5 protein-coding genes are annotated in these 3,516 nt (G+C 65.3%); 4 read left to right on the forward strand and 1 reads right to left on the reverse strand.

Annotated features, from left to right (window positions below; all coding sequences use genetic code 11):
- Positions 1 to 319: hypothetical protein (locus tag ACREP4_RS16910; protein WP_431597365.1), on the reverse strand; the 319-nt coding region annotated here is incomplete at its 3' end.
- A 732-nt stretch (positions 320 to 1,051) separates the two neighbouring features.
- On the opposite strand from ACREP4_RS16910, the gene ACREP4_RS16915 reads away from it, so the two are divergent.
- From ACREP4_RS16915 to ACREP4_RS16930, 4 genes are all read left to right on the forward strand, one after another.
- The gene (locus ACREP4_RS16915) at positions 1,052 to 1,459 is read left to right on the forward strand and encodes a type II toxin-antitoxin system HicB family antitoxin (RefSeq protein ID WP_431597366.1); all 408 of its coding nucleotides are present in this window, start codon (positions 1,052 to 1,054) and stop codon (positions 1,457 to 1,459) included.
- Positions 1,460 to 1,845: 386 nt separating this feature from the next.
- The gene (locus ACREP4_RS16920; RefSeq protein ID WP_431597367.1) at positions 1,846 to 2,076 is read left to right on the forward strand and encodes a DUF433 domain-containing protein; all 231 of its coding nucleotides are present in this window, start codon (positions 1,846 to 1,848) and stop codon (positions 2,074 to 2,076) included.
- 773 nt (positions 2,077 to 2,849) lie between these two features.
- The gene (locus tag ACREP4_RS16925) at positions 2,850 to 3,353 is read left to right on the forward strand and encodes a relaxase domain-containing protein (protein ID WP_431597368.1); all 504 of its coding nucleotides are present in this window, start codon (positions 2,850 to 2,852) and stop codon (positions 3,351 to 3,353) included.
- Positions 3,263 to 3,516 (forward strand): relaxase domain-containing protein (locus ACREP4_RS16930; RefSeq protein ID WP_431597369.1); only part of this gene is annotated, 254 nt, incomplete at its 3' end. The genes ACREP4_RS16925 and ACREP4_RS16930, both read left to right, overlap by 91 nt.

Consider the following 3,516-nt stretch of genomic DNA (forward strand, 5'->3'; position numbering starts at 1 on the left):
CCGTGGCCAGCTCCGCCGGGTTGTCGGGGATCCAACCCCACTTCACCGCCAGGCCCAGCGCGGCGCGGAGGATGAAGTGGACCTTGCGCACGGTCGCGCCGGCGAGCGGCCTCCCACCCACGCCGCCGCGCTTGCGCAGCTCGGCGTAGAACTGGTCGAGCGTCTCGACGGTGAGCTTGCGGATCTGCACCGTGCCGAGGGCGGGGAGGATCTTCGTGGCGATGCAGCGCTGGTAGCCGTCGCGGGTCGTGAACTCGTGGTCGGCGGTGTCGAGCCACCGGGCGAGCAGCTCGGCGACCGTGGCCTTGTTGCCGGCCACCCGTCCTCGGTCGATCTCGCCCAGTAGCCGGTGCGCAGGACCTCGGCCTCCTTGCGGGTCTTCGCGGTGCCGGTGCGGCGGCGCTCCTTGCCGGTGAGCGGATCCCGGCCGGCGTAGACGAGCACGCGGTAGGAGCTTTCTACCTGGACTTTCCTGGAGCCGGGACGGGGATTCGAACCCCGGACCTTCGCTTTACAAGAACGAATCAGTCACTTCAAAGCGTCGAGTATTGTGGTGTTTACGCTGTTCAAGTCCAGGATCGCCAGTCCAGTTCTTCTAGGTAGTTCTTGATCTTTTCACCAGTTCAGTCCTGTATCCGTTAGCACCACCGTTAGCATGAACTTTGGTCTCCACCTGCACTGACTGACGACGCAACCGTTCTCGTCCGAGATGTGAGCGGACACGCCAACCTTGCCCGTGACTGGCTGCGGCACGGCTGTTTGGCTATCTGCCCCCGTAGCGTCGGCCATCCACCGGACTCCCTACGTCTTCGCCTATCACCTAGACAGCCACTGTCTAGGTGATAGACTATGCCATGACGACGAGGGAACTCCGCAGCAGGCTCCGGAAGACTGGATGCGTCGAGATCCGCACAGATTGGCTCGTATCTGGTTGTCCGTGCGGTGATTGTCAGACCGTAGTCCCGGTCCACACCGGTGACATTGCCCGGGGCACTCTGCGGAAGATCGTCCGAGACCTCGAGCCTTGCCTCGGCCTCCAGGAGTGGATGTCATGACTACCCAGAACCGGCCCATGTACACGGCCCGCATCGAACGCGATCCCGAAAGCTCTTACTGGCTCGCCGAGCTCGGTAAGGAACAGCGCTGCCACACCTTCGGCCGCACGCTCGCACAGGTCCGCGAGATGATCCGGGACGCGGCTGCGACCTGGTACGACGTCGACCCCGACAGCTTCGACCTCCGCTTCGAGGTCGTCCTGCCCGGCGACGCTGTCGCGCAGGCCGCCCAGGTTCGTGCACGGCACCAGCAGCTACGCAGTGCTGAGCGTGAGGTTGTCACCGACCTGCGCGTGACGGCGCGGCGGCTGACCGGCGAATTGGGCCTGAGTATGCGCGACGCTGCCGATCTGCTCGGTATTTCCCACCAGCGGGTCGCGCAACTGGTCCGGCAGGCCAGCTGAATCCTCGAAAGGCGTCGTCGGCTCGGCCCCGTCCGGCCGCCCGCGTCAGCTCCGTCATGCGTGCTCGCAGGTCAGCGGAGTCAGCACACCACTGCGAGTTGCCTTGCCAGCAAGACGCTGGCCACGTTCGCGCGCAGGCGCATCCGGTTTGGAGGGTCAACGACGCCCTCGAGGTCGTCAAGCGCTACTTGGTGGATGTCTGTGGCGATACGGAGCCCTGAGTCCAGGATCGCATGCGGCTGGAAACCAACGTGCGCCAGCGGGCCGAAGCCATCGATGACGAGTCCGAGTCCGGCCGGGCTGTCCTCCGGCTCTCCTCGCGTTGCGGATCCCCTTGAACATGGACGCCGTATCCTGACGGGAAGAGCGCAGGTGGAGGTGTTGGCATGGGGTTCACGCGCGTCACGGTCGATCCGGCGCAGATGGGCGGCATGCCTTGCATCCGCGGCCTGCGGATTCCGGTGGCGACGGTCGTGTCCATGGTCGCTGACGGGATGACGGTCGAGGAGATCTTGACCGAGCTGCCCTCCCTGGAGGCCAATGACGTCGTCGAGGCGCTGCGGTACGCCGCAGAGGCGGTACGCGAGCGTGAGCTGCCGCTGCGCCGGGGCGCGTGAGGCTCCTCCTCGACCAGAGCCTGTCCCCGCTGCTGGCCGATGCGCTGGGGGTGGCGGGCACGACGTGATCCATGTGCAGGACCTTGCCGTCGCCTCGGATCGGCGGTCAGTAGGGGTCCCGGGCTGATGTGCACGACCCGCGGAATGTTCACTGGCGGCTAGCGACTCGCGGCACGCTGAGTCTCGACCGCCCGGTGAGCCAGCTCGAACACCGTGAGCTCGTTGAGTGGCTGCTCCTGGTCGTACTGGTGCTCCAGCATCTCGACCAGATCGTCCAGCGCGTAGTCGCGGTAAGGCCGCTGGGGTCGTACCCGCCTGGCTCGCCTATGGGTGCCGGTGTGCTCATGAGCGCACCGTAGCGGCAGACAGGGTCATCACCAACCGCCGCGAGCGGCAGGCGCTACAGGGCCGCTTCGGCCTCCTTCCGAGGTGGTCCTGGCCTCGACACGTGCGCGCCAGCGCCGCCATGCGCGACGTTCTGCTCCGCGAATCCGACGCTCGGCGACAATCGTCAGTCATTCCAGTACGTCGAGGATCGGTTTGTTTTCGTGGCTTCCGCTCAGGATCTTCGCTTCTTCTTCTGAATCATCCAGGTTCTTCTAACCGGTCCAGTCCTATTTCAGCTGTCACCACGGTCACCAACAACATGGTCACTAGCTGCGCAGAGTTCTTGCACAGCTGTCTCTCGAGCGTGTTACCCTGCCCCGGAATCGAGATGACAGAAATGCATCATTGATGCGGGCCAGGCCTGCGGTCGGAACAAAACACTGGGGGTGGAGGTGATCGATGCGGCAAAGCTCGGAGCGGGGCGCGAGGATTACTATCTACGCCAAGTCGCCGAGGACCGAGAGGCATACCTGACCGGTCACGGCGAGGCGCCCGGCTACGTCCTCGGCACGGCCGCCCCGGAGGCGCTCGCCCTGTCGGGTGAGGTGACCGCCGAGCAGTTCCGCCAGCTGTTCGTGGGCGAGCACCCGGCCACCGGTGAGCTGCTCGGGCGGCGGCACCGCAAGGACGGTGTGCTGGCTTACGACTTCGTGTTCCGCCCGACGAAGAGCGTGTCGTTGCTGTACGGGCTGGGTGATCGCGAGGAGGCAGCCGCTGCGCTGGCCGCCCATCACGCGGGTTGCGTGCGGCGGTGGAGTATCTGGAGCGGTTCGCGGTGGTGCGCCGCGGTCGTAACGGCGTGGAGAAGGTCGCCGCGTCGGGGCTGTTGGCCGTGGGGTTCGATCACCGGACGAGCCGGCCTGGGGATCCGCTGCTGCACACGCACGTGATCGTGGTCAATCGGGCGCTGGGGCCTGACGAGCGGTGTGACCTGCCCCTAACTTTCCGGACAGTAGACCCACTAAGGTTATACTGGTCCGAAAAGGATAAAAGGTGCCACAATCTCGCAGAAAATTCTCTCCCGAGCTCAGGGAAGAAGCCGTCAAGATGGTG

It is taken from the genome of Stenotrophomonas sp., assembly GCF_050737575.1.
Lineage (GTDB): Bacteria > Pseudomonadota > Gammaproteobacteria > Xanthomonadales > Xanthomonadaceae > Stenotrophomonas.

Coding starts and splice junctions, on each gene's coding strand:
- ACREP4_RS16920 (WP_431597367.1), top strand. CDS start 1,846: ATGGGGTTCACGCGCGTCACGGTCGATCCGGCGCAGATGGGCGGCATG.
- ACREP4_RS16915 (WP_431597366.1), top strand. CDS start 1,052: ATGACTACCCAGAACCGGCCCATGTACACGGCCCGCATCGAACGCGAT.